The following is a 17559-nucleotide window of genomic DNA, read 5'->3' as shown; positions in this document are numbered from 1 at the left end:
GCGGGTTTGCGTCCCACTTCAGTCGCAGCAAGGTTTAGAATTTCGTGGGATCGGTGTTCGAGCCGCATACCAGGACCGCGATCCGTTCGCCCGGCGCCGGGGTGTAGCGACCGGACAAGAGAGCCGCAAAGGCAGCGGCCCCACCCGGCTCGGCGATGATACGCACCCGCTCCCACAGCGCCTTCTGCGCGGCAATGATGGCGTCGTCGGTGACCAGAATGGAGCGCTCGACAAAAGCCTCGGCGATCGGGAACATCATCTCGCCGACGCGCTTGGGCGCCAGCGAATCAGCGGCAACGCCTTCGGCGGGCGCATCGACGGGGTGGCCGGCTTCGAAGGCGCGATGCAGCGTCGGCGCGCCTTCGGGCTCGATGGCGATGATCCTGATGCGGCCGGCAAACCAGGCGGCGATGCCGCCGATCAGGCCGCCGCCGCCGACAGCGACCAGCAGCGTGTCGATGTCGGGCAGATCGTTTTCGATTTCGAGGCCGAGCGTGCCCTGGCCGACCAATGTTTCCTCCTGGTTGAAGGCATGGATTTGCAGCGCCCCGGTCTTTTCGGCAAAAGCCTCGCTGGCGGCCAGCGCCTCGGCATAGCGGGCGCCGCCGACGATCAGTTCGGCGCCGTAGCCGCGGATGCGCTGCAGCTTGGCCGGTGGGCTGACTTCGGGAACGAAGATCGTCGCCTTGTGGCCAAGCCGCATGGCGGCATAGGCGACCGCGGCGCCATGATTGCCGCCCGATGCGGCGACGACGCCGGCCGCAGGCACCGGCCGTTCGAGCAGATTGGTGAAGGCGCCGCGCGCTTTGAACGAACCGGAATGCTGCAGGCATTCGAGCTTGAGGTCGACCGCCAGCGGCGGCCGGTCGAAATCGGCCATGTCGACGCGCAGCACCGGCGTGTGCCTGATATAGGGGCGGATCCGCGGTTCCATCGCGGCGATGCGTTCGCGCGTGACCGTGTTGCCGTTCGTCATGACCATCTCCTTGGGATTGACAGCAATTAGTAACTTGGCAAAATAGCTAAATGCAAGAGGTTGAAATCTTCAAGGCGATCGCCAATGAACGCAGGCTGCAGATCCTCGACTGGCTGAAGGATCCGCAGGCGCATTTCCCGGCCCAGGCAGACGGCGATCTGGTCGAGGATGGCGTTTGCGCGCTGCTGATCGCGGAGAAGCTCGGCATTACGCAGGCGACGCTCTCCGAACATATGCGCGTGCTTACCCAGGCCGGCCTGCTGCGGCCCAAGCGCATCAAGCAATGGAGGTTCTACCGCCGCGACGAGGACAGCATCGCCGACGCAAGGTTGCTCATCCAGAACCGGCTGTAGCGCAGCCGGCGCTGCGGCTCCTATGCAAGCCAGTCGGGCACCGAATCCAGGCCGATCAGCTCGTCATAGGTCTGGCGCCGGCGCACGACGTGGAAACGGTCGCCGTCGACCAGAACCTCAGGCACAAGTAGGCGGGTGTTATAGGTGCCGGATTGCACCGCGCCATAGGCGCCGGCGGTGGTGACGGCAATGAGGTCGCCAGACTTGAGCCGGGGCAGGTCACGGTCGAGGCCGAGATAGTCGCCGGTCTCGCAGACCGGGCCGACGACGTCGACCGCCATGCGCGGCGTGTCGGCCGGCGGCTGCACCACCGGCTTGATGTCGTGGAAGGCATCGTAGAGCGTCGGCCGGATCAGATCGTTCATGGCGGCGTCGACGACGAGGAAGTTCTTGGCGTCGCCTTCCTTCACGAATATCACTTCCGAGACCAGGATGCCGGCATTGCCGACGATCAGCCGGCCCGGCTCGAACATCACCTTCACTCCAAGCTTTGTCAGATGCTTCCTGACGATCTCGGCATAGGCATCGGGCAGAGGCGGCGGGCTGTTGTCGGTGCGGTAGGGGATGCCGAGGCCGCCGCCGAGATCGACATGCTCGACGGCGTGGCCATCGGCGCGCAGCGCGCCGACCAGTTCCGCCAGAAGCGCGAAAGCATCGTCAAAGGGCTGCAACTCGGTGACCTGGCTGCCGATATGGGTATCGATGCCGATGGGCTTGGTGCCCGGCAGCCCGGCCGCGCGGGCATAGACCTGGCGCGCCCTTTGCCAGGGAATGCCGAACTTGTTCTCGGCCTTGCCGGTGGAGATCTTCCTGTGCGTCCTGGCGTCGACATCCGGGTTGATGCGCAGCGAGACCGGCGCCACCTTGCCGAGCGCGGTGGCGCGGGCCGACAGCAACTCCAGCTCCGGCTCGGATTCGACATTGAAGCAGAGAATGCCGGCCTCGAGCGCAAAATCCATTTCGCGCGCGGTCTTGCCGACGCCCGAGAATACGATCTTGCTGGCCGGGATGCCGGCGGCGAGCGCGCGGCGCATTTCGCCTTCCGAGACGGTATCGGCGCCGGCGCCGAGCTTTGCCAGCGTCCGCAGCACCGCCTGGTTGGAATTCGCCTTCAAGGCGTAACAGACCAGCGTGTCGAGCCCGGCAAACGCCCCGGCGAACACCCGGTAGTGTCTGGTCAAGGTTGCCGTCGAATAACAATAGAACGGCGTGCCGACGCTTGCGGCGATGTCTGGTATCGCCACGTCCTCGGCATGGAGCACGCCGTCGCGGTAGTCGAAATGGTTCACGAGAGTGTTTCCGGAAGTTGGAGCACGAGACCTGGTTAGCACGAGACCTGGTCAGAAAGACCAAGCCGGTCTCATCGGCCCTAGATCAGCGGGTCGAGGATGAATTTCTTGTCCACGACCGGTTTTTCCGGCTCCGGCGGCACCGGCTGTTTGGCGCGCTCGGCGTCCTTGCGGGCCTGGACGGCCGCTTCATAGGGCGTGTCGAGACCAGCCTTACGGCCGCAAGCGGTCACGGCAGCCATCGCCGTCAGCAGCGTCAGCGTCACCAAAATCCTGCTTGCGGTCATCGATCCATCCGTCCGAAACTTTATGTGCTGCGCTTTTAACCGAGTTTTAGGCGCATTGCACCCCGGCATCATGCCTTGGCGATGCGCTTTTTCCAGCTGCGGATCTGCTTCCTGACCTCCGACGGCGCCGTGCCGCCGAAACTGGTGCGGCTCTTCACCGAATTCTGCACCGCCAGAACCGAGAAGATGTCTGCCGTGATGCCGGGGTTGATCGACTGCAGATCTTCCAGCGACAGCTTTTCAAGGCTCACCTTCTTCTCTTCGGCCACCGCCACCGCGCGGCCGGTGACATGGTGTGCCTCACGGAAGGGCAGGCCCAGCGTGCGCACCAGCCAGTCGGCGAGGTCGGTCGCGGTCGCGTGGCCCGAGCCGGCGGCCTTCTTCATGGCGGCGGCATTGACCGTCATGTCGCGCACCATGCCGGTCATCGCCGCCAGCATCAGATCGAGCGTCTCGGCGGCGTCGAAGACCGATTCCTTGTCTTCCTGCATGTCCTTGCCGTAGGTCAGCGGCATGCCCTTCATCACCGTCAGCAGCCCGACCAGATGGCCGGTGACGCGGCCGGTCTTGCCGCGCACCAGTTCGGCGGCGTCCGGGTTCTTCTTCTGCGGCATGATCGAGGAGCCGGTGGAGAAGGAATCCGACAGCCTGACAAAGCCGAATTGCGGCGTCGACCAGATGATGATTTCTTCGGCGAGCCGTGACAGATGCGTGGCGCAGATCGCGGCCAGGCTCAAGAACTCCAGCGCGAAATCGCGGTCGGAGACGCTGTCGAGCGAATTGCGCATCGGCTCGCGAAAGCCGAGCGCCTTCGCGGTCTTGTGGCGGTCGATCGGAAAACTGGTGCCGGCAAGCGCTGCCGCGCCGAGCGGGCTTTCATCCATCCGCTCGATGGCATCGCGGGTCCGCGACAGGTCGCGCGAAAACATCTCGACATAGGCCATGCAATGATGGCCGAAGGTCACCGGCTGCGCCGCCTGCATGTGGGTGAAGCCGGGCATCACGGTCGCCGCATGCTCCTCGGCGCGGTCGAGCAAGGCTGAGATCAGCCCCTTCAGCGCCTCGGCGACGCGAAAGCACTCGTCCTTGACCCAGAGCCGGAGATCCACCGCCACCTGGTCGTTGCGTGACCGCGCCGTGTGCAGGCGGCCGGCGGCCGGGCCGATCAGATCGGCAAGGCGGGCCTCGATGTTCATGTGAATGTCTTCCAGCCGGGTCGAGAACTCGAACGTGCCGGCCTCGATCTCTTTCAGGATCGTGTTCAGCCCGTGAGCGATTTTTTCTTGATCGGCCGCCGAAATAATGCCCGTTTCAGCCAACATCTCGCTGTGGGCGACCGAACCTCTTATGTCTTGGGCATAGAGTTTGCGGTCGAACGAAATCGATGCGTTGATCGCTTCCATGATCGCGGCCGGACCCGAGGCAAAACGTCCGCCCCACATCTGGTTGCTGGCCTTCTTGTCGCTCATCGCTATAACCCGTGCTCCGGAGCAGTCTTAGAAAAATGGCAGACGGTAACAGATACTTCCCGGCCCCGCGCCTGATCCTCGCCGCTTTGGTGGCGGGCGTGCTGGCCGGCGCGGTCGCGGTATATGTCAGCGAGAGCGGGTCTGGCAACAACGCAGCCACCGGCAGCGCACCTGCGGCCGGCGCGGGCAACAGCAAGGACGATGTCGCCTGCGCCGCCAAGAGCGACCGCGCCAAAAAGGTTGCCGCCGCAGCCACCGGCCAGGTGGCGGCATTGCTGCCCGCCGATCCGCCGCAATCGCTGAAAAGCCTCGCCTTCAACGGCCCAGACGGCAAGCCGATGACGATCGCCGATCATGTCGGCAAGACCGTGCTGCTCAACTTGTGGGCGACGTGGTGCGCGCCCTGCCGCGCCGAAATGCCGGCGCTCGATACGCTGCAGAAGGAAAAGGGCAGCGATGCCTTCGAAGTGGTCGCGGTCAATGTCGATGCCGGCGACGATGTGAAGCCGAAGAAGTTCCTAGCCGATATCGGCATCGGGTCGCTCGGCTACTACCGCGATTCGACGCTGGCGCTGTTCAACGACGTCAAGACGCGTGGCTTGGCGCTAGGCCTCCCCGTCACCATGCTGATCGACGGCGAAGGCTGCCTGATCGCGCATATGAACGGACCGGCCGAATGGTCGGGACCGGATGCCAAGCGCTTGGTCGAGGCCGCACTCGCCCCTTAGGATGAGCGCAGGGCCGCCGCCGGCGGCAGCATCAAGATGCTGCCGCCGCGTTGTTTGACGCCGGCGTCGTCTTGTGCCGCCGGTGCCGCTACGCCGGTCAGTTCGCTGAACGCCTCGATCGGGCTGGGCCGGCCTAGATAGTAGCCCTGGCCGATCTCGCAGGCCTCGGCGTCGAGGAATTTCAGCTCGCCCAGCGTCTCGACGCCCTCGGCCAGAACCGGCAGGCCGAGACCGCGGCCAAGCCCCAGAACGGCGCGCACGATGGCTGCCACCTGGCCGTTGCTGTCGACTGATTTGATGAATGAGCCGTCGATCTTGATCTTGTCGAAGGGGAAGGCGCGGAGATTGGACAGCGAGGAGTAGCCGGTGCCGAAATCGTCCATCGCCACACGCACGCCAAGCGCCTTCACCTGGCGCAAGGTCGCCAGCGCGCGCGGCATGTCCTTGACCAGCGCCGTTTCGGTGATCTCGAGTTCGAGCCTGCCGGGCGTCAGGCCGGAGCCGAGCAGGACTTCATGCACCTTGCGGCTGAAATTCGGATTGTGGAGCTGCACCGCCGAGACATTGACCGCGACGGTGAGAGGGTTCTTCCAGCGCGCTGCCTCGGCGCAGGCCGTCGCCAGCACCCATTCGCCGATCTGGATGATGACGCCGCTGTCTTCGGCCACCGGGATGAAGGTCGCCGGCGACACGTCGCCGCGCTGCGGATGGCGCCAGCGGATCAGCGCTTCGAACCCGACCATCCGCCCGCTGCTGATCTCCTTTTGTGGCTGGTAGACGAGGCGAAACTCATCGCGCGCCATGGCCTGGCGCAGTTCGTGCTCCATCACGCGCCGGTCTCGCGCCTCGGCGCCCATCGAGGCCTCGAAGTAACGGTAAGTGTCCTTGCCCTCGGCCTTGGCGCGGTAGAGCGCGGTGTCGGCGTGGCTGACCAGGAGTGTCGGCTCATCGGCGTCGAGCGGATAAAGTGCAATGCCGATGCTGGCCGACACCAGCCCGCCACCGACCGACAGCCGGTTTTCCTCGCGCATGGCCGCCAGCACCGCCTCGGCGATGCGGCCGGCCGCCTGCGGATCGGGAAGGTTCGGAGCGATGATGGCGAACTCGTCGCCGCCGAGACGCGCCAGCATCTGTCCGTGGCGGAGCACGGCGGAGGCGCATAGCGCCACCTTCTGCAGCATGGCATCGCCGGCGCCATGCCCGAACAGGTCGTTCACTTCCTTGAAGCGGTCGAGGTCGAGCAGCAGCAGCGCAAGATGCCCACCCTTGCCGCCGCGGTCCATTGCGGCAATTTCGGCCTCGAGCCGGCCGGAGAAACTGCGGCGGTTGGGGAGCCCGGTCAGCGGGTCGAAATGGGCGAGGCACAGGATCTCCTGCTCGGCCTTCCGGCGTTCGCGGATGTCGCGCACGGCGACAACGCTGTGCCGCTTGCCGCAATAGTCGATGCTTCTGGCGATAAGTTCGACGGGGATGGTGGCGCCGTCATGGGCTCTGAGTTCGGCTTCCTGTGCCTGTCCGCTGCAGTCGGACATGCCGGCCGCGGTGCGTTCGCCGAAGAGGTCGCCAAGCAGCATCGCGTTCAGCACTTCCGGCGCAATGCCGGTGAGTGCCGCGATGCTGTCATTGGCGCTGACGATGCGGGCGCCATCGCAGACGATCAGCCCCTCGACGGCGGCGTTGGCGAGGCCGTGCATGCGCTCGGCCTCGAGCTTGTGACGCCGGAAGCGAAGGTCGATCCACAATGCTGCGGCTGAAAGCACCAGGATAGCCAGGCTGACTGCAGCGGCGGCGAAGGCCTGCGACACCGGTTCGACCGTGAACTGCGATATCTCGATGGAGGAGTCCGGGAAGATCGACACCGCGCCCATGGCGATGAAGTGCAGGCTGCAGATCGCCAGCGTCAACAGGATGGCGGCGGCGATTGTGGCCTGCATGGACGGCCGTCGCAACACCACCAGCAGCGCCAGCGCGGCGAGGGTGACGCCTGTCAGCACCGAGACGCCGACCAGCAGCGGGTTCCAGACGATGCGCCCTTCGACCTCGAAGGCGGCCATGCCGATATAGTGCATGGCGGCGATACCAGCGCCGAGGACCGCGCCGCCGACCAGAGGGTAGTCGATGCCCCGGCGCAAGGTGGCGATCCACATGCCCGCAGCGGTCAGGGCGACGGAACCGGCGAGCGAAAGCGCCGACATTTCCGTATTGTAGGCGTTGGGGATTCCGGGAGAAAAGGCAAGCATTGCGATGAAGTGCGTCGCCCAGATACCGAAGCCGGTGGAAGTGGCTGCTATCATCAGCCAGGTATAGCGGTTGCGCTCGCTCGAGCGGTCGACATGGCGAAGCAGGTTGACCGCCGAGAAGGAAGAAATACCGCAAATGAGCGCTGCCAGTGCGACCAGTCTCAGATCGTGCTCATGCACGATACAATTATAGACCGTCAGCATCTCGCCCCACCTGCTCTCCCACAGCAATCAAGCCGTCCACTTGATTAGTATGCCACGCTTGACGAAGAATCGGTTATGCGAACTACAACTACAGCGGGTTTTTCGGGTTGTACGTTGCGGCGATCCTGTCTCATTCCAGACGCACGGTTACAGCAGCGCCTGGCGCGATGCCGCTCGGCCGATCTCGATCTGGCCGAGCGCCGGTTTGGCGGCCGCACGGTGCAGGTGCGTGGCGCTGTCACGCGGGCCCTTCACGCATCGCTGGGCGGTCGGCGATCCTTGCAGGCCCACCATGCCCCATTCTATCGCTGAGCCGGCTTGGCATTTCTCTCGGTCCTCGTTGCAAGGCGAGGGGGCGCGAAGTTAGCCGGGTATGAAATTCACGAAACAGCAACAAATCCGTTGTCCGATTGTCATCAGAGACACATATTGCGTTCGCGGGAGCGCCCCTTTCGCCAATGACAAACGGGAGATGAAACATGAAGTTGTTCGGCTTTGCGGCCGGTGTTGCCGCCACCTTGACCCTGCTTTCCACCACCTCCGCCTTCGCCGCCACCCAGATCAGTTGGTGGCATGCAATGACCGGCGCCAATGCCGAGGTGGTCGACAAGATCGCCAAGGATTTCAATGCCAGCCAGAGCGACTATGAAATTCTCCCTGTTTTCAAGGGCACCTATCCCGAAACGCTGAATGCCGGCATCGCTGCCTTTCGTGCGGGGCAAGCGCCCGACATCATCCAGGTGTTCGACGTGGGTACCGGCGTCATGATGGCCGCCGAAGGTGCGATCAAGCCGGTGGCCGATGTGCTGACCAGCGCCGGCGTGACCTTCGACAAGAGCCAGTATTTGCCCGGCATCGTCGGCTACTATTCGAAGCCGGACGGGACCATGCTGTCCTTCCCCTATAATTCCTCGTCGCCCATCCTCTACTATAACAAGGATATCTTCCAGAAGGCCGGGCTTGATGTGAACAATCCGCCAAAGACCTGGAACGAGGTGTGGGAAGCCGCCAAGAAGATCAAAGCGAGCGGCGCCGCTTCCTGCGGCTATACCTCGACGTGGTTGACCTGGATCCACCTTGAGGCCTTCGCTGCCTGGAACGACGTTTCCTATGGCACCAACCAGAACGGACTTGCCGGAACCGACGTCGAGCTCAAGATCAATGCGCCGATCTTCGTCAATCATTTCCAGGCGCTCGCCGACCTGGCCAAGGACGGCACCTTCAAATATGGCGGCCGTACATCCGAAGCCAAGCAGATCTTTCTTGCCGGAGAATGCGGCATCTTCACCGAATCGTCGGGGGGTCTCGGTGACATCGTCAAGTCGGGCATGAACTACGGCATCGGCCAGCTTCCCTATGATAGTGACGCCAAGGGCGCGCCCCAGAACACCACGCCGGGCGGCGCCAGCCTGTGGGTGTTCGGCAACAAATCGGACGAGGAATACAAGGGCGTCGCGGCGTTCTTCTCCTACCTGTCCAAGACCGAAGTGCAGGAGTATCTGCACCAGAAGTCGGGTTATCTGCCGGTGACGCTCGCTGCCTATGAGGCGACCAAGAAGTCCGGCTTCTATGACAAGAATCCGGGCCGTGAGACGCCGATCCTGCAGATGCTGGGCAAGGCGCCGACCGAGAACTCGAAGGGCGTGCGCCTCGTCAACCTGCCGCAGGTGCGCGACATCGAGAACGAGGAGTTCGAGAAGATGCTGGCCGGCCAGCAGACTGCGCAGCAGGCGCTCGACAACGCGGTCGCACGCGGCAACAAGGCGATTCAGGAAGCGATCGGAAACTGAAGCGATTTGTCAGTTGAACCTCGTCCACGCGGACCCGCGTGGACGATTTCCTGCACAGCGAGGGAATCACCCTGTCTCCACGCGTCGTCTTTCCCAACAAGACCCTGCCTTATCTGCTGGTGGCGCCGCAACTCGCCATTACGCTGATCTTTTTCTACTGGCCGACGGGGCAGGCGCTCTACCAGTCGATGCTCAGGGAAGACCCGTTCGGGCTGAAGAGCAAGTTCGTCGGGCTCGCCAATTTTCGCAAGGTGCTGGCCGACCCGGCCTACCTCAACTCGATCAAAGTTACGCTGGTGTTCTCTCTGGCGACCGCGATCGTCGCCATGGGTGTGGCCCTGTTGCTTGCCGTCATGGCCGAGAAGGTGGTGCGCGGCAGAGGCCTTTATCGCACGCTGCTGATCTGGCCGTATGCGGTGGCGCCGGCGATTGCCGGCATGTTGTGGCTGTTTCTGTTCAACCCCTCGATCGGTTCGCTGGCCTACGCCTTGAGAGGTCTCGGCATCGCCTGGGATCCCTTGCTTAACGGAAACCAAGCCATGATCCTGCTGGTATCTGCGGCTGCCTGGAAGCAGATCAGCTACAATTTCCTGTTCTTCGTCGCCGGGCTGCAGGCGGTGCCGAAGACGTTGATAGAGGCGGCGGCCATGGACGGCGCCGGGGAGACGAAGCGCTTCTGGACCATCGTCTTCCCGCTGCTCGCACCGACGACCTTCTTCCTGCTGGTCGTCAACACGGTCTATGCGCTGTTCGACACTTTCGGTATCGTTCATGCCGTCACCGGCGGCGGGCCAGGCAAGGCCACCGAGACGCTGGTCTACAAGGTCTACAATGACGGTTTCGTCAATTTGATCCTCGGCGATTCGGCCGCGCAGTCGGTCATCCTGATGGTCATCGTCATCTCACTCACGGCCATCCAGTTCCGCTATGTGGAACGCAAAGTCCACTACGGTTGAGCGCGAGCGATGATTGGTCAGTCCCCGCTTCGCGCCCTCATCGCCCACGCCGTGCTCATCCTGGGCATCCTGATCGTCGCTTTCCCGATCTACTACACCTTCGTTGCCTCCACGCAGACGCTGCAGACCATCCTCAAGCCGCCATTGCCTCTTTTGCCCGGCGACCAGGTCTGGAACAATTACAGCGAGGCGCTGTTCGGCGGTGTCGGCCGCATCGGCGGCGTCAGTGTCGGCCGATTGCTGCTCAACACCACGATCATGGCGCTCGGCATCGCGGTGGGGAAGATTTTCATCTCGATCCTTTCGGCCTATGCGATCGTGTTCTTCCGTTTTCCGCTTCGGATGGTCTTCTTCTGGCTGATCTTCATCACACTGATGCTTCCCGTCGAGGTGCGCATCCTGCCGACCTACAAGGTGATGGTCGATCTCGGCATGATCGACACCTATGCCGGCCTGATCATTCCGCTGATCGCCTCGGCCACCGCCACGCTTCTGTTTCGCCAGTTCTTCATGACCATCCCAGGTGAGTTGGTGGAAGCGGCGCGTGTCGACGGCGCCGGACCATGGCGCTTCTTTTTCGACATCCTGCTGCCGCTGTCGCGCACCAACATCGCAGCACTGTTCGTCATCCTCTTCATCTATGGCTGGGCGCAGTACCTGTGGCCGCTGCTCGTCACCAACAGCAACGACATGAACACCATCGTCATCGCACTTAGAAAGATGGTTTCCTTCGCCGATGCCGATACCCAATGGCATCTGGTCATGGTCACCGCGATGCTGGCCATACTGCCGCCGATCCTGATCGTGGTGCTGATGCAACGCTGGTTCGTGCGCGGACTTGTCGATTCCGAAAAGTGAGAAGCCGATGGCGACCGTCGATCTGAAGGATGTGAAGAAGGTCTATCCCAGCGGCGTCGAGGCGGTGAGGGGTGTCTCCATCGCCATTCCCGACAAGGAGCTTTGCGTGCTGGTTGGGCCGTCCGGCTGCGGCAAGTCCACGCTGCTGCGGATGATCGCCGGGCTTGAGACCATTTCTTCCGGCACCGTCGCCATCGACGGCAAGATCGTCAACACGATCGGTCCGACCGAGCGCGACATCGCCATGGTGTTCCAGAACTATGCGCTCTATCCACATATGAAGGTCTACGACAACATGGCCTACGGGTTGCGCAACCGGGGTACTCCCAAGGACGAGATCGACAGCAGGGTTCGCTCGACCGCCAAGGTGCTGGAGCTCACGGCGCTGCTCGACCGGCGCCCGCGCGAGCTTTCCGGCGGCCAGCGCCAGCGCGTGGCCATGGGTCGCGCAATCGTGCGCAATCCAAAAGTCTTCCTGTTCGACGAACCGCTTTCCAACCTCGACGCCAAACTGCGCGGCCAGATGCGGGTTGAAATCAAGAATTTGCAGCGCTCGCTCGGTGTCACCTCGGTCTACGTCACCCACGATCAGCTTGAGGCGATGACGCTGGCCGATATTCTCGTCGTCATGAATGGCGGATTGGTCGAGCAGACGGGCGCGCCGCTTGACATTTACGAGAAGCCGGCCTCGACCTTCGTCGCCTCCTTCATCGGCGCGCCGCCGATGAACCTTTTGCCTCTTTTGCAAGCATCGGCTGGTCCAGCGCTGATTGATGGCAAGACGATTGACTTTGCGCCCACGAACGCCGCCACGCTTGGCTTCCGCCCTGAGGATGCCGACGTCACCTTCAGTGCCGAGGCATCATCCGGCGCGCTTATTCTGCCTGCGGCGGTCGAGGCGGTCGAACCTGTGGGAGCCGAAAGCTTTCTTCACTGTGCCGCCGGCGGCAACCGCATCGTCGTGCGTGTGGCCGGCCGCGCCACGGCCAAACCCGGCGATCAACTGCGCGTCGTGGCCAGGGCCGAGAAGCTGCATTGGTTCGACAATGCTGGGAAACGAGTCGATTGACGCAGCCGCTCGCGCCAATCCGACGCATCGGCAGTTCAGGCGAAGACATGCGCCTTGCCGGAGACGGTCAGGCGCACGATCTCGCCGACGGAAGGCGCGTCGATACCCGGTTTGCGCAGGATCAGCGGCGTGCTGCCTATTGCCGCGGCGTCCGGCGGATCGGGGTTGTTCAACAGCCGCACGGCAATGGTGCACATCGAGCCTGCGAATTCCGAGTCCGTCACCTCGGCGAATATCGTGCCCGCAGGACCCGACATGCCTTCGCGCGACGTGCGCTTTACCTGCACCTGCTCCGGTCGCAGCATGATGCGGGCGATGTCGCGCCGCTCCTTCGAGTCGACGGCTATGCGACCAAGCGAGGAGGTGGCGAAGCCGCCTGAAATCTTTGCCGGCAAGATGATGGCGTCGCCAAGAAACTCGGCAACCATGCGGTCTTTCGGCTGCAGATAGAGTTCTCGCGGTGTGCCGATCTGAGAGAACTTTCCGTCGCGCATGACCGCCACCTGGCTGGCGAAGGACAGCGCCTCGGCCTGGTCGTGGGTGACCAGGATGGTGGTGATGCCGGCGGCTTCGAGTAGTTCGGCGACCGCCTTGCGCATCGAGGCGCGCAGACCGGTGTCGAGCGCCGAGAACGGTTCGTCAAGAAGCATCAGCCTGGGCTTCATCGCCATGGCGCGGGCCAGCGCCACACGCTGCTGCTGGCCGCCGGAGAGCTGGTGCGGGCGGCGCTTGAGGATCGCCTTGTCGAGCCCGACGGTATAGGCGAGCTCGGCGATGCGCTCGGCGCGCTGGTCCTCGCCGCGGGCCATGCCAAAGCCGATATTGTCGCCGATGCTGAGATGCGGGAACAGGGCGCCGTCCTGCGCCACCAGGCCAATGCCGCGGCGGTGCGCCGGCACCGCATGGCCGCCATTGGCCAGCACCTCGCCGTCGAGCACGACGCGGCCCTGGTCGGGCGCCTCGAAGCCGGCGATCAGCCGCAGCAACGTCGTCTTGCCGCAGCCGGACGGGCCGACGATCGCGGTGCGACTGCCGCTTGCGGCGCTGAGCTCGATGCCGGCAAGGGCTGCGACCGGGCCGTAGTGCTTGGTGAGGCCATTGATTTCGAGAAAGCTCATCGCCCGGCCATCCGTTTCGACTGGACATAGAGCAGCCAGGTCAGCGGCAGCGACATCGCCACCATGATGAAGGCGTAAGGGGCGGCGGAGGCATAGTCGATCTCGCCGCTATAGGACCAGAACGCCATGGCCAGCGTGCGCGTGCCGTTGGGCGCCAGCATCTGGGTGGCGGTCAGCTCGTTCATGATGCCGAGCGCGACCAGCGCCATGCCGGCCGCAGCCCCCGGCGCCGACAGGCGAATCGTTGTCGACCAAAGCGCCTTCAACGGCGGCCGGCCAAGGCTGGCGGCGGCGCGTTCGAGTTCGACCGGCGCCTGTGCGATCGAGGCTCTGAGGCTGATCAAGGCGCGCGGCAGGAACATCAGGGCATAGGCGACCAGGATTGTGAACAGCGTCTGGTAGAGCGGCATGGCGATGCGCACGGTAATGGTGACCAAGGCCAGCGCGATGACCACGCCAGGCAGCGAACCGACAATGTAGTTGCAGCCTTCGAGCAGCCGCTGCAGCGGTCCCGGCGCGCGGATCGAGATCCAGGCCATCGGCATGGCGGCGATGGTCGCAAGCAAGGCGCCGGCCAGCGCCAGGAACAGCGTCTGGCCAAGCGCCAGGCCGATCTCGTCCAAACGCCAGACATCGGCGCCGCCGGCGACCAGCCAGCGGCCGATGGTGACGAAGGGCACGCCGATGGCGAGAAGCGTGGCGATGGCAGGCAGAGCCAGGCAGGGCAGGGTGGCGCGACCGAGCCTGGTGCGCTGCTGGCGGCGCGCGGCACCCGAGCCTACGCGGGCATAGCGTTCCTCGCCGCGCACCAGCACCTCCAGCGCGAGCAGCACGAAGCAGCAAGTCACCAGGACGCCGGCCAGCATGTTGGCGGCGGGACCGTTGAAGGTCGACTGGAACTGGTCGACGATCGCCGTGGTGAAAGTGTCGAAGCGGATGAAGACGTAGAGGCCGTATTCGGCCAGCAGATGCAGGCCGACCAGCAGCGCGCCGCCGCAAATGGCCAGTCTCAGCTGCGGCAGCACGACACGCCAAAACACCCGCCACGGTCCAAGGCCGAGTGCTGCGGCTGCGTCCTCCAAAGCAGGATCGAGCCGGCGCAGAGCCGCCGCCAGCGGCAGATAGAGGAACGGGAAATAGGCGAGAACCGAGACCAGCACGCCGGCCCACAGGCCGTGCAAGGTCGGCACCATGGTGATCCAGGCGTAGGAATGCACGAAGGCGGGGATGGCGAGCGGCGCCACCGACAGCCAAGCCCACAGGCCGGCGCCGGGCAGGTCGCTGCGCTCGGTCAGCCATGCCAGCGTCACCGACAGCACGGTGGCGATCGGCACGGTGAGCGCCACCAGAAGCACGGTGTTGACCAGAAGTTCGCCGACGCGCGGCCGGAAGACCAGGGCCGAAGCAGTGTCCCAGCCGATCTGCACACCGATCCAGATGATGAACGCCAGCGGCAGCAGCGACAGCAGCGAGACAATTATGGCGGCAAGCGCGATCCAGGACATGGGCTTCCGGCGGGACCGCCCGACTGTCTGGCCTGAACGTGCGAGATCGACCGCAGTTTGCATCAGCTCGACCGCGCCACTGCTGCCGGGGCGGGGGCGCCGCAGGCGCGGCCGGAAACGCAATGTGTTGTCATGGACAATGCCATCTCGAAAACAGAGCGCTCCTGCGGAAAGTCCGGCAGGAGCGCAATCGTTGCCCTTTTAGGACGAACCCAGCCTAAAGCAAGCCGGCTGCCGTCATCAGGTCCGTCACCTTTTTGGAGTTCAGTGTCGCCGGATCGACCTTCGGCGCCTGCAGGTCGGCCAGCGGCACCAGCCTGGGATTGGACTGCGCGTCCTTGCCGATAGCGTATTCGAAGGACGTGCCGGTCTTCAGCACGTCCTGGCCGCCTTTCCCGGTCACCCATTTGAGGAACGCCTGGGCTTCCTTCGGGTGTTTGCTCGAGGCGAGCACGCCGCCGCCGGAGATCGAGACGAAAGCGCCGGGATCCTGGTTCTTGAAATAATGCAGTTCGACGTTCTTGCTGTTTTCGCCGGTCTTTGCCTGATCGCCGAAATAGTAATAGTGGTAGATGATTCCGCCTTCGATCTCGCCGGCATTGACCGCCTTCATCACCGTGCCGTTGCCCTTGTAGGCGGTGAAATTCTCCTTCATGGCCTTCAGCCAGTCGGCGGTTGCGGCTTCGCCCTTGAGCTCAAGCAACGCGCTGACGATGGCCTGAAAATCGGCGCCGGAAGGCGAGGCTGCCCAGCGGCCTTTCCAGCTCGGATCGGCGAGATCGAGCATCGATTTGGGCAGCTTTTCGGCCGTCAGCTTGGTTTTGTTGTAGGCAAAGACGGTGCTGCGCGCCGCGACACCCACCCATCTGCCGCTGCTCGGCTGGAATTCGGCCGGGACTTGCGCCAGCGTGTCGGCGTCGACCGGCGCGAAAAGGCCCGCCGCTTCGACCAGGGTCATCGCCGGCGAGTTTTCGGTCAGGAACACGTCGGCCGGCGAAGAAGCGCCCTCGGCGACGATCTGGTTGGAGAAATCGCTGTCGCCGCCATTGCGCAGCGTGACCTTGATGCCGGTTTCCTTGGTGAAACCTTCGACCCATTCCTTGGCCAGGCTCTCATGCTGGGCGTTGTAGACGATGATGCCGGCATCCGCGGCCATCGCCGGCCCGGCGATCATGCTCACGGCCAGCGCTGTGGCCCCCGCTAGGGTGGAGAGCGTGTATCTCATGGCGTCATCCTCAATCTCGGTGGTTCTGGTTTCGCAGGCTGCACCTATCGATACCTGACAGCAGTAGTCAACATTGCTCGGCTGCTTCAATCGGTCGCCGCTCCCGCAAACTTTCGTGATTTTGCGGCACTTTGGCTTGGACATCATTTCGCCGGACACGTAACAAATCGGTGCCGAGGCGCGAAGATCGGGGAGTGAACTCTTGTGAGCGGCAAGGATGAGGCCGAGCTTTCCCGGCTGATGCGGGCCGCGATCGCGGGAGATGAAAGGGCCTACGCCGACTTTTTGCACCGGATCGCCGCGCTGGTTCGCGGCTTTGCGAGGCGCAAGATCGTACAGGGCGGGGTCGATCCCGAGGATGTCGTGCAGGAAACCTTGCTGGCCATTCATGTGAAACGGCATACCTGGCGCCAGGACGCGCCGGTGTTGCCATGGATCTATGCGATAGCCCGCTTCAAGCTGATCGATGCTTTCCGGCGGCGCGGACGGCGCATCGAAATCGAGATCGACGAGATCGCCGAGACCTTTGCCGAGCCGGAAACCGAGACCGTCAGCGAACGCGACATCAACCGGGCGCTGGACGGACTGCCGGCTGCGCAGCGCTCCGTCGTTTCTTCGATCTCGGTCGACGGCCGCTCCATCGGCGAGACGGCGGCCAGGCTCGGCGTCAGCGAGACGGCGGTGCGGGTGTCGCTGCATCGCGGGCTTGCCGCGATCGCCAAGCGATTTGGGCAGGGGCGCTTCGGGCGGCAGTGACATGAGGACGGAGGATCTCATCAAGGCACTCGACGCCGACACAAGCAGCAAGGCGATGCCGCTGCGCTCGGCCTGGTTGATGGCGGCGGCAGCCGCGGCGGTGATCGCGGCTCTGGTCTTCTTTCTCACCATCGGCCCGCGTCCCGACATCATGACCGCCATGCACACGATGCGGTTCCTGGCGAAGTTCGTGTTCACCATCGTGCTAGCCGTCACCGCCTTTGGCCTGGTCCGGGCGTTGTCAACGCCGGGCGCTTCGACGGCAAGAGCCGCGGCCTCGATGCTGGCCGCGCCGCTGCTGGTGGCCGTGGCGGTGGCTCTCGAACTGTTCATGGTGCCGGAGCCGATGTGGAGCACGCGCATGGTCGGCTCCAACATGATGATCTGCATGGGCTTCATCCCGCTGATCGGAATCGGCCCGCTTGCCGTCTTCCTGTGGATGCTGCGCTATGGCGCGCCGACGCGGCCGGTGTTGGCCGGGGCGGTCGCGGGACTGCTCGCCGGCGGCCTGGCGGCAACCTTCTACGCCGCGCACTGCTTCGACGATTCGCCGCTTTTCGTCGCCACCTGGTACACGCTCGCCATCGCCGTCCTCGCCGGTCTGGGCGCGCTCGGGGGACGGTTCTTCGTGCGCTGGTGACCGGGCGGTTCAAGATCGCCCAATAATCACCGATCCTTAATCATGCCGGCAATTGTTTGCGGGTTCACCGTGTTGCCGGTGGCTCCGGCGCAACCT

17 protein-coding genes are annotated in these 17559 nt (G+C 64.0%); 8 read left to right on the top strand and 9 right to left on the bottom strand.

The genetic code is table 11. From position 1 onward, the window contains the following. Positions 1-34 precede the first annotated feature (34 nt). The gene (locus NKI64_RS01290) at positions 35-976 is read right to left on the bottom strand and encodes a threonine/serine dehydratase (RefSeq protein ID WP_352666250.1); all 942 of its coding nucleotides are present in this window, start codon (positions 974-976) and stop codon (positions 35-37) included. Positions 977-1026: 50 nt separating this feature from the next. Between NKI64_RS01290 and NKI64_RS01285 the strand changes: the two genes are divergently transcribed. Beyond that, on the top strand, positions 1027-1329 hold the full coding sequence (locus tag NKI64_RS01285) for an ArsR/SmtB family transcription factor (protein ID WP_352666248.1): 303 nt from the start codon (positions 1027-1029) through the stop codon (positions 1327-1329). Positions 1330-1349: 20 nt separating this feature from the next. Here NKI64_RS01285 and lysA read toward each other — a convergent pair whose 3' ends face one another. The 3 genes from lysA to argH form a co-directional block, all read right to left on the bottom strand. Continuing rightward, a complete protein-coding gene (gene lysA / locus NKI64_RS01280) occupies positions 1350-2618 on the bottom strand; it encodes a diaminopimelate decarboxylase (RefSeq protein ID WP_023748497.1) in 1269 nt (422 codons plus the stop codon). Between the two features lie 80 nt (positions 2619-2698). Next, positions 2699-2905: a hypothetical protein gene (locus NKI64_RS01275; RefSeq protein ID WP_023673325.1), complete on the bottom strand. Its 207-nt coding sequence runs from the start codon at positions 2903-2905 to the stop codon at positions 2699-2701. A gap of 68 nt (positions 2906-2973) precedes the next feature. Next, the gene (argH, locus tag NKI64_RS01270) at positions 2974-4374 is read right to left on the bottom strand and encodes an argininosuccinate lyase (protein WP_352666246.1); all 1401 of its coding nucleotides are present in this window, start codon (positions 4372-4374) and stop codon (positions 2974-2976) included. Positions 4375-4409: 35 nt separating this feature from the next. Here argH and tlpA point away from each other — a divergent pair, with 35 nt between their 5' ends. Beyond that, complete coding sequence (tlpA, locus tag NKI64_RS01265) at positions 4410-5102, top strand: thiol:disulfide interchange protein TlpA (protein WP_023694022.1); 693 nt, start codon at positions 4410-4412, stop codon at positions 5100-5102. Here tlpA and NKI64_RS01260 read toward each other — a convergent pair. After that, a complete protein-coding gene (locus tag NKI64_RS01260; protein ID WP_352666243.1) occupies positions 5099-7546 on the bottom strand; it encodes a bifunctional diguanylate cyclase/phosphodiesterase in 2448 nt (815 codons plus the stop codon). The genes tlpA and NKI64_RS01260 overlap by 4 nt on opposite strands. A 147-nt stretch (positions 7547-7693) precedes the next feature. Continuing rightward, positions 7694-7840: a hypothetical protein gene (locus NKI64_RS01255; protein WP_023685332.1), complete on the bottom strand. Its 147-nt coding sequence runs from the start codon at positions 7838-7840 to the stop codon at positions 7694-7696. A 185-nt stretch (positions 7841-8025) separates the two neighbouring features. Between NKI64_RS01255 and ugpB the strand changes: the two genes are divergently transcribed. The 4 genes from ugpB (at position 8026) to NKI64_RS01235 (ending at position 12219) form a co-directional block, all read left to right on the top strand. Further along, positions 8026-9336: a sn-glycerol-3-phosphate ABC transporter substrate-binding protein UgpB gene (gene ugpB / locus NKI64_RS01250; protein WP_023685331.1), complete on the top strand. Its 1311-nt coding sequence runs from the start codon at positions 8026-8028 to the stop codon at positions 9334-9336. A 71-nt stretch (positions 9337-9407) separates the two neighbouring features. Beyond that, complete coding sequence (gene ugpA / locus NKI64_RS01245; RefSeq protein WP_023686696.1) at positions 9408-10292, top strand: sn-glycerol-3-phosphate ABC transporter permease UgpA; 885 nt, start codon at positions 9408-9410, stop codon at positions 10290-10292. A gap of 9 nt (positions 10293-10301) precedes the next feature. Beyond that, positions 10302-11150, top strand: a complete 849-nt coding sequence (gene ugpE, locus NKI64_RS01240) for a sn-glycerol-3-phosphate ABC transporter permease UgpE (RefSeq protein ID WP_352666241.1) — start codon at positions 10302-10304, stop codon at positions 11148-11150. 7 nt (positions 11151-11157) lie between these two features. After that, positions 11158-12219: a sn-glycerol-3-phosphate import ATP-binding protein UgpC gene (locus NKI64_RS01235; RefSeq protein ID WP_023726979.1), complete on the top strand. Its 1062-nt coding sequence runs from the start codon at positions 11158-11160 to the stop codon at positions 12217-12219. A gap of 35 nt (positions 12220-12254) precedes the next feature. Here NKI64_RS01235 and NKI64_RS01230 read toward each other — a convergent pair whose 3' ends face one another. The 3 genes from NKI64_RS01230 to NKI64_RS01220 all read right to left on the bottom strand — a co-directional run bounded on the left by NKI64_RS01230 (position 12255) and on the right by NKI64_RS01220 (position 16067). Then, complete coding sequence (locus tag NKI64_RS01230) at positions 12255-13337, bottom strand: ABC transporter ATP-binding protein (RefSeq protein ID WP_023701410.1); 1083 nt, start codon at positions 13335-13337, stop codon at positions 12255-12257. Further along, on the bottom strand, positions 13334-14905 hold the full coding sequence (locus NKI64_RS01225) for an ABC transporter permease (RefSeq protein WP_023818492.1): 1572 nt from the start codon (positions 14903-14905) through the stop codon (positions 13334-13336). Before NKI64_RS01225 ends, NKI64_RS01230 begins: the two co-directional genes overlap by 4 nt. Positions 14906-15059: 154 nt before the next feature. After that, positions 15060-16067 (bottom strand): iron ABC transporter substrate-binding protein, encoded by a 1008-nt coding sequence (locus NKI64_RS01220; RefSeq protein ID WP_023711730.1) that lies wholly within the window; start codon positions 16065-16067, stop codon positions 15060-15062. A gap of 204 nt (positions 16068-16271) precedes the next feature. Between NKI64_RS01220 and NKI64_RS01215 the strand changes: the two genes are divergently transcribed. Together NKI64_RS01215 and NKI64_RS01210 are read left to right on the top strand one after the other, a co-directional pair. Next, complete coding sequence (locus NKI64_RS01215) at positions 16272-16823, top strand: sigma-70 family RNA polymerase sigma factor (RefSeq protein ID WP_023671665.1); 552 nt, start codon at positions 16272-16274, stop codon at positions 16821-16823. Position 16824: 1 nt separating this feature from the next. After that, entirely contained in the window at positions 16825-17463 is a 639-nt protein-coding gene (locus tag NKI64_RS01210; protein WP_352666239.1) for an NrsF family protein, read from the top strand. Positions 17464-17559 lie beyond the last annotated feature (96 nt).

The organism is Mesorhizobium sp. M0478 (assembly GCF_040321305.1).
Classification (GTDB): domain Bacteria; phylum Pseudomonadota; class Alphaproteobacteria; order Rhizobiales; family Rhizobiaceae; genus Mesorhizobium.
Note: the sequence above shows the minus strand (reverse complement) of the source record. Positions and strands in the feature narration are given on the sequence as shown.

Bases quoted from the DNA above. Each gene is read 5' to 3' on its own strand.
- NKI64_RS01275 (WP_023673325.1), bottom strand. From the start codon at position 2,905: ATGACCGCAAGCAGGATTTTGGTGACGCTGACGCTGCTGACGGCGATG.
- NKI64_RS01220 (WP_023711730.1), bottom strand. From the start codon at position 16,067: ATGAGATACACGCTCTCCACCCTAGCGGGGGCCACAGCGCTGGCCGTG.
- NKI64_RS01235 (WP_023726979.1), top strand. From the start codon at position 11,158: ATGGCGACCGTCGATCTGAAGGATGTGAAGAAGGTCTATCCCAGCGGC.
- NKI64_RS01230 (WP_023701410.1), bottom strand. From the start codon at position 13,337: ATGAGCTTTCTCGAAATCAATGGCCTCACCAAGCACTACGGCCCGGTC.
- NKI64_RS01225 (WP_023818492.1), bottom strand. From the start codon at position 14,905: ATGCAAACTGCGGTCGATCTCGCACGTTCAGGCCAGACAGTCGGGCGG.
- tlpA (WP_023694022.1), top strand. From the start codon at position 4,410: ATGGCAGACGGTAACAGATACTTCCCGGCCCCGCGCCTGATCCTCGCC.
- ugpE (WP_352666241.1), top strand. From the start codon at position 10,302: ATGATTGGTCAGTCCCCGCTTCGCGCCCTCATCGCCCACGCCGTGCTC.
- NKI64_RS01255 (WP_023685332.1), bottom strand. From the start codon at position 7,840: ATGGTGGGCCTGCAAGGATCGCCGACCGCCCAGCGATGCGTGAAGGGC.
- NKI64_RS01285 (WP_352666248.1), top strand. From the start codon at position 1,027: ATGCAAGAGGTTGAAATCTTCAAGGCGATCGCCAATGAACGCAGGCTG.
- NKI64_RS01210 (WP_352666239.1), top strand. From the start codon at position 16,825: ATGAGGACGGAGGATCTCATCAAGGCACTCGACGCCGACACAAGCAGC.
- argH (WP_352666246.1), bottom strand. From the start codon at position 4,374: ATGAGCGACAAGAAGGCCAGCAACCAGATGTGGGGCGGACGTTTTGCC.
- NKI64_RS01260 (WP_352666243.1), bottom strand. From the start codon at position 7,546: ATGCTGACGGTCTATAATTGTATCGTGCATGAGCACGATCTGAGACTG.
- ugpB (WP_023685331.1), top strand. From the start codon at position 8,026: ATGAAGTTGTTCGGCTTTGCGGCCGGTGTTGCCGCCACCTTGACCCTG.
- NKI64_RS01290 (WP_352666250.1), bottom strand. From the start codon at position 976: ATGACGAACGGCAACACGGTCACGCGCGAACGCATCGCCGCGATGGAA.